Consider the following 5,386-nt stretch of genomic DNA (forward strand, 5'->3'; position numbering starts at 1 on the left):
TGATGCTTCCTCTGCTGGTATGGTTGACGCCGGATTTGAGAATCAAAAAGAGCTTACTAAAATGCAACTGGACAATCAGAAAGAGATTGCCGAGATGCAAAATGAGACTCAAAAAGAGATTGCTGGCATTCAGTCGGCGACTTCACGCCAGAATACGAAAGACCAGGTATATGCACAAAATGAGATGCTTGCTTATCAACAGAAGGAGTCTACTGCTCGCGTTGCGTCTATTATGGAAAACACCAATCTTTCCAAGCAACAGCAGGTTTCCGAGATTATGCGCCAAATGCTTACTCAAGCTCAAACGGCTGGTCAGTATTTTACCAATGACCAAATCAAAGAAATGACTCGCAAGGTTAGTGCTGAGGTTGACTTAGTTCATCAGCAAACGCAGAATCAGCGGTATGGCTCTTCTCATATTGGCGCTACTGCAAAGGATATTTCTAATGTCGTCACTGATGCTGCTTCTGGTGTGGTTGATATTTTTCATGGTATTGATAAAGCTGTTGCCGATACTTGGAACAATTTCTGGAAAGACGGTAAAGCTGATGGTATTGGCTCTAATTTGTCTAGGAAATAACCGTCAGGATTGACACCCTCCCAATTGTATGTTTTCATGCCTCCAAATCTTGGAGGCTTTTTTATGGTTCGTTCTTATTACCCTTCTGAATGTCACGCTGATTATTTTGACTTTGAGCGTATCGAGGCTCTTAAACCTGCTATTGAGGCTTGTGGCATTTCTACTCTTTCTCAATCCCCAATGCTTGGCTTCCATAAGCAGATGGATAACCGCAGCAAGCTCTTAGAAGAGATTCTGTCTTTTCGTATGCAGGGCGTTGAGTTCGATAATGGTGATATGTATGTTGACGGCCATAAGGCTGCTTCTGACGTTCGTGATGAGTTTGTATCTGTTACTGAGAAGTTAATGGATGAATTGACACAATGCTACAATGTGCTCCCCCAACTTGATATTAATAACACTATAGACCACCGCCCCGAAGGGGACGAAAAATGGTTTTTAGAGAACGAGAAGACGGTTACGCAGTTTTGCCGCAAGCTGGCTGCTGAACGCCCTCTTAAGGATATTCGCGATGAGTATAATTACCCCAAAAAGAAAGGTATTAAGGATGAGTGTTCAAGATTGCTGGAGGCCTCCACTATGAAATCGCGTAGAGGCTTTGCTATTCAGCGTTTGATGAATGCAATGCGACAGGCTCATGCTGATGGTTGGTTTATCGTTTTTGACACTCTCACGTTGGCTGACGACCGATTAGAGGCGTTTTATGATAATCCCAATGCTTTGCGTGACTATTTTCGTGATATTGGTCGTATGGTTCTTGCTGCCGAGGGTCGCAAGGCTAATGATTCACACGCCGACTGCTATCAGTATTTTTGTGTGCCTGAGTATGGTACAGCTAATGGCCGTCTTCATTTCCATGCGGTGCACTTTATGCGGACACTTCCTACAGGTAGCGTTGACCCTAATTTTGGTCGTCGGGTACGCAATCGCCGCCAGTTAAATAGCTTGCAAAATACGTGGCCTTATGGTTACAGTATGCCCATCGCAGTTCGCTACACGCAGGACGCTTTTTCACGTTCTGGTTGGTTGTGGCCTGTTGATGCTAAAGGTGAGCCGCTTAAAGCTACCAGTTATATGGCTGTTGGTTTCTATGTGGCTAAATACGTTAACAAAAAGTCAGATATGGACCTTGCTGCTAAAGGTCTAGGAGCTAAAGAATGGAACAACTCACTAAAAACCAAGCTGTCGCTACTTCCCAAGAAGCTGTTCAGAATCAGAATGAGCCGCAACTTCGGGATGAAAATGCTCACAATGACAAATCTGTCCACGGAGTGCTTAATCCAACTTACCAAGCTGGGTTACGACGCGACGCCGTTCAACCAGATATTGAAGCAGAACGCAAAAAGAGAGATGAGATTGAGGCTGGGAAAAGTTACTGTAGCCGACGTTTTGGCGGCGCAACCTGTGACGACAAATCTGCTCAAATTTATGCGCGCTTCGATAAAAATGATTGGCGTATCCAACCTGCAGAGTTTTATCGCTTCCATGACGCAGAAGTTAACACTTTCGGATATTTCTGATGAGTCGAAAAATTATCTTGATAAAGCAGGAATTACTACTGCTTGTTTACGAATTAAATCGAAGTGGACTGCTGGCGGAAAATGAGAAAATTCGACCTATCCTTGCGCAGCTCGAGAAGCTCTTACTTTGCGACCTTTCGCCATCAACTAACGATTCTGTCAAAAACTGACGCGTTGGATGAGGAGAAGTGGCTTAATATGCTTGGCACGTTCGTCAAGGACTGGTTTAGATATGAGTCACATTTTGTTCATGGTAGAGATTCTCTTGTTGACATTTTAAAAGAGCGTGGATTACTATCTGAGTCCGATGCTGTTCAACCACTAATAGGTAAGAAATCATGAGTCAAGTTACTGAACAATCCGTACGTTTCCAGACCGCTTTGGCCTCTATTAAGCTCATTCAGGCTTCTGCCGTTTTGGATTTAACCGAAGATGATTTCGATTTTCTGACGAGTAACAAAGTTTGGATTGCTACTGACCGCTCTCGTGCTCGTCGCTGCGTTGAGGCTTGCGTTTATGGTACGCTGGGCTTTGTAGGATTCCCTCGCTTTCCTGCTCCTGTTGAGTTTATTGCTGCCGTCATTGCTTATTATGTTCATCCCGTCAACATTCAAACGGCCTGTCTCATCATGGAAGGCGCTGAATTTACGGAAAACATTATTAATGGCGTCGAGCGTCCGGTTAAAGCCGCTGAATTGTTCGCGTTTACCTTGCGTGTACGCGCAGGAAACACTGACGCTCTTACTGACGCAGAAGAAAACGTGCGTCAAAAATTACGTGCAGAAGGAGTGATGTAATGTCTAAAGGTAAAAAACGTTCTGGCGCTCGCCCTGGTCGTCCGCAGCCGTTGCGAGGTACTAAAGGCAAGCGTAAAGGCGCTCGTCTTTGGTATGTAGGTGGTCAACAATTTTAATTGCAGGGGCTTCGGCCCCTTACTTGAGGATAAATTATGTCTAATATTCAAACTGGCGCCGAGCGTATGCCGCATGACCTTTCCCATCTTGGCTTCCTTGCTGGTCAGATTGGTCGTCTTATTACCATTTCAACTACTCCGGTTATCGCTGGCGACTCCTTCGAGATGGACGCCGTTGGCGCTCTCCGTCTTTCTCCATTGCGTCGTGGCCTTGCTATTGACTCTACTGTAGACATTTTTACTTTTTATGTCCCTCATCGTCACGTTTATGGTGAACAGTGGATTAAGTTCATGAAGGATGGTGTTAATGCCACTCCTCTCCCGACTGTTAACACTACTGGTTATATTGACCATGCCGCTTTTCTTGGCACGATTAACCCTGATACCAATAAAATCCCTAAGCATTTGTTTCAGGGTTATTTGAATATCTATAACAACTATTTTAAAGCGCCGTGGATGCCTGACCGTACCGAGGCTAACCCTAATGAGCTTAATCAAGATGATGCTCGTTATGGTTTCCGTTGCTGCCATCTCAAAAACATTTGGACTGCTCCGCTTCCTCCTGAGACTGAGCTTTCTCGCCAAATGACGACTTCTACCACATCTATTGACATTATGGGTCTGCAAGCTGCTTATGCTAATTTGCATACTGACCAAGAACGTGATTACTTCATGCAGCGTTACCATGATGTTATTTCTTCATTTGGAGGTAAAACCTCTTATGACGCTGACAACCGTCCTTTACTTGTCATGCGCTCTAATCTCTGGGCATCTGGCTATGATGTTGATGGAACTGACCAAACGTCGTTAGGCCAGTTTTCTGGTCGTGTTCAACAGACCTATAAACATTCTGTGCCGCGTTTCTTTGTTCCTGAGCATGGCACTATGTTTACTCTTGCGCTTGTTCGTTTTCCGCCTACTGCGACTAAAGAGATTCAGTACCTTAACGCTAAAGGTGCTTTGACTTATACCGATATTGCTGGCGACCCTGTTTTGTATGGCAACTTGCCGCCGCGTGAAATTTCTATGAAGGATGTTTTCCGTTCTGGTGATTCGTCTAAGAAGTTTAAGATTGCTGAGGGTCAGTGGTATCGTTATGCGCCTTCGTATGTTTCTCCTGCTTATCACCTTCTTGAAGGCTTCCCATTCATTCAGGAACCGCCTTCTGGTGATTTGCAAGAACGCGTACTTATTCGCCACCATGATTATGACCAGTGTTTCCAGTCCGTTCAGTTGTTGCAGTGGAATAGTCAGGTTAAATTTAATGTGACCGTTTATCGCAATCTGCCGACCACTCGCGATTCAATCATGACTTCGTGATAAAAGATTGAGTGTGAGGTTATAACGCCGAAGCGGTAAAAATTTTAATTTTTGCCGCTGAGGGGTTGACCAAGCGAAGCGCGGTAGGTTTTCTGCTTAGGAGTTTAATCATGTTTCAGACTTTTATTTCTCGCCATAATTCAAACTTTTTTTCTGATAAGCTGGTTCTCACTTCTGTTACTCCAGCTTCTTCGGCACCTGTTTTACAGACACCTAAAGCTACATCGTCAACGTTATATTTTGATAGTTTGACGGTTAATGCTGGTAATGGTGGTTTTCTTCATTGCATTCAGATGGATACATCTGTCAACGCCGCTAATCAGGTTGTTTCTGTTGGTGCTGATATTGCTTTTGATGCCGACCCTAAATTTTTTGCCTGTTTGGTTCGCTTTGAGTCTTCTTCGGTTCCGACTACCCTCCCGACTGCCTATGATGTTTATCCTTTGGATGGTCGCCATGATGGTGGTTATTATACCGTCAAGGACTGTGTGACTATTGACGTCCTTCCCCGTACGCCGGGCAATAATGTTTATGTTGGTTTCATGGTTTGGTCTAACTTTACCGCTACTAAATGCCGCGGATTGGTTTCGCTGAATCAGGTTATTAAAGAGATTATTTGTCTCCAGCCACTTAAGTGAGGTGATTTATGTTTGGTGCTATTGCTGGCGGTATTGCTTCTGCTCTTGCTGGTGGCGCCATGTCTAAATTGTTTGGAGGCGGTCAAAAAGCCGCCTCCGGTGGCATTCAAGGTGATGTGCTTGCTACCGATAACAATACTGTAGGCATGGGTGATGCTGGTATTAAATCTGCCATTCAAGGCTCTAATGTTCCTAACCCTGATGAGGCCGTCCCTAGTTTTGTTTCTGGTGCTATGGCTAAAGCTGGTAAAGGACTTCTTGAAGGTACGTTGCAGGCTGGCACTTCTGCCGTTTCTGATAAGTTGCTTGATTTGGTTGGACTTGGTGGCAAGTCTGCCGCTGATAAAGGAAAGGATACTCGTGATTATCTTGCTGCTGCATTTCCTGAGCTTAATGCTTGGGAGCGTGCTGGTGC

The 5,386-nt window shown here is 44.7% G+C and carries 7 protein-coding genes and 2 pseudogenes; all 9 read left to right on the top strand.

Annotated features, from left to right (window positions below; genetic code table 11):
• Window positions 1–580, top strand: a pseudogene (locus ACWNM1_RS30080) (hypothetical protein); the annotation flags it as partial.
• A gap of 63 nt (window positions 581–643) precedes the next feature.
• Window positions 644–2,185 carry a replication endonuclease gene (locus ACWNM1_RS30085; RefSeq protein ID WP_449603854.1) on the top strand — a complete coding sequence of 514 codons (1,542 nt, stop codon included), beginning with the start codon at window positions 644–646 and terminating at the stop codon, window positions 2,183–2,185.
• The gene (locus ACWNM1_RS30090; RefSeq protein WP_435988044.1) at window positions 2,118–2,270 is read left to right on the top strand and encodes a hypothetical protein; all 153 of its coding nucleotides are present in this window, start codon (window positions 2,118–2,120) and stop codon (window positions 2,268–2,270) included. The genes ACWNM1_RS30085 and ACWNM1_RS30090 overlap by 68 nt, the downstream gene beginning before the upstream one ends.
• Window positions 2,203–2,442 (top strand): phage DNA packaging protein C, encoded by a 240-nt coding sequence (locus ACWNM1_RS30095; RefSeq protein ID WP_016670801.1) that lies wholly within the window; start codon window positions 2,203–2,205, stop codon window positions 2,440–2,442. Before ACWNM1_RS30090 ends, ACWNM1_RS30095 begins: the two co-directional genes overlap by 68 nt.
• Window positions 2,439–2,897, top strand: coding sequence for a hypothetical protein (locus ACWNM1_RS30100; RefSeq protein ID WP_449603855.1), 459 nt, complete (start codon window positions 2,439–2,441; stop codon window positions 2,895–2,897). The genes ACWNM1_RS30095 and ACWNM1_RS30100 overlap by 4 nt, the downstream gene beginning before the upstream one ends.
• Window positions 2,897–3,013 carry a phage DNA packaging protein J gene (locus tag ACWNM1_RS30105; RefSeq protein WP_000033471.1) on the top strand — a complete coding sequence of 39 codons (117 nt, stop codon included), beginning with the start codon at window positions 2,897–2,899 and terminating at the stop codon, window positions 3,011–3,013. The genes ACWNM1_RS30100 and ACWNM1_RS30105 overlap by 1 nt, the downstream gene beginning before the upstream one ends.
• Window positions 3,014–3,049: 36 nt before the next feature.
• Entirely contained in the window at window positions 3,050–4,333 is a 1,284-nt protein-coding gene (locus tag ACWNM1_RS30110; RefSeq protein ID WP_000065572.1) for a major capsid protein, read from the top strand.
• A gap of 110 nt (window positions 4,334–4,443) precedes the next feature.
• The gene (locus ACWNM1_RS30115) at window positions 4,444–4,971 is read left to right on the top strand and encodes a hypothetical protein (RefSeq protein WP_000487867.1); all 528 of its coding nucleotides are present in this window, start codon (window positions 4,444–4,446) and stop codon (window positions 4,969–4,971) included.
• 8 nt (window positions 4,972–4,979) lie between these two features.
• Window positions 4,980–5,386 (top strand): annotated as a pseudogene (locus ACWNM1_RS30120) (hypothetical protein); the annotation flags it as partial.

Source organism: Paenibacillus sp. Marseille-Q9583 (assembly GCF_976954365.1).

What these genes read in the sequence shown, in the direction of transcription:
- ACWNM1_RS30085 (WP_449603854.1), top strand. Translation starts at nt 644, where the DNA reads ATGGTTCGTTCTTATTACCCTTCTGAATGTCACGCTGATTATTTTGAC.
- ACWNM1_RS30100 (WP_449603855.1), top strand. Translation starts at nt 2,439, where the DNA reads ATGAGTCAAGTTACTGAACAATCCGTACGTTTCCAGACCGCTTTGGCC.
- ACWNM1_RS30105 (WP_000033471.1), top strand. Translation starts at nt 2,897, where the DNA reads ATGTCTAAAGGTAAAAAACGTTCTGGCGCTCGCCCTGGTCGTCCGCAG.
- ACWNM1_RS30110 (WP_000065572.1), top strand. Translation starts at nt 3,050, where the DNA reads ATGTCTAATATTCAAACTGGCGCCGAGCGTATGCCGCATGACCTTTCC.
- ACWNM1_RS30115 (WP_000487867.1), top strand. Translation starts at nt 4,444, where the DNA reads ATGTTTCAGACTTTTATTTCTCGCCATAATTCAAACTTTTTTTCTGAT.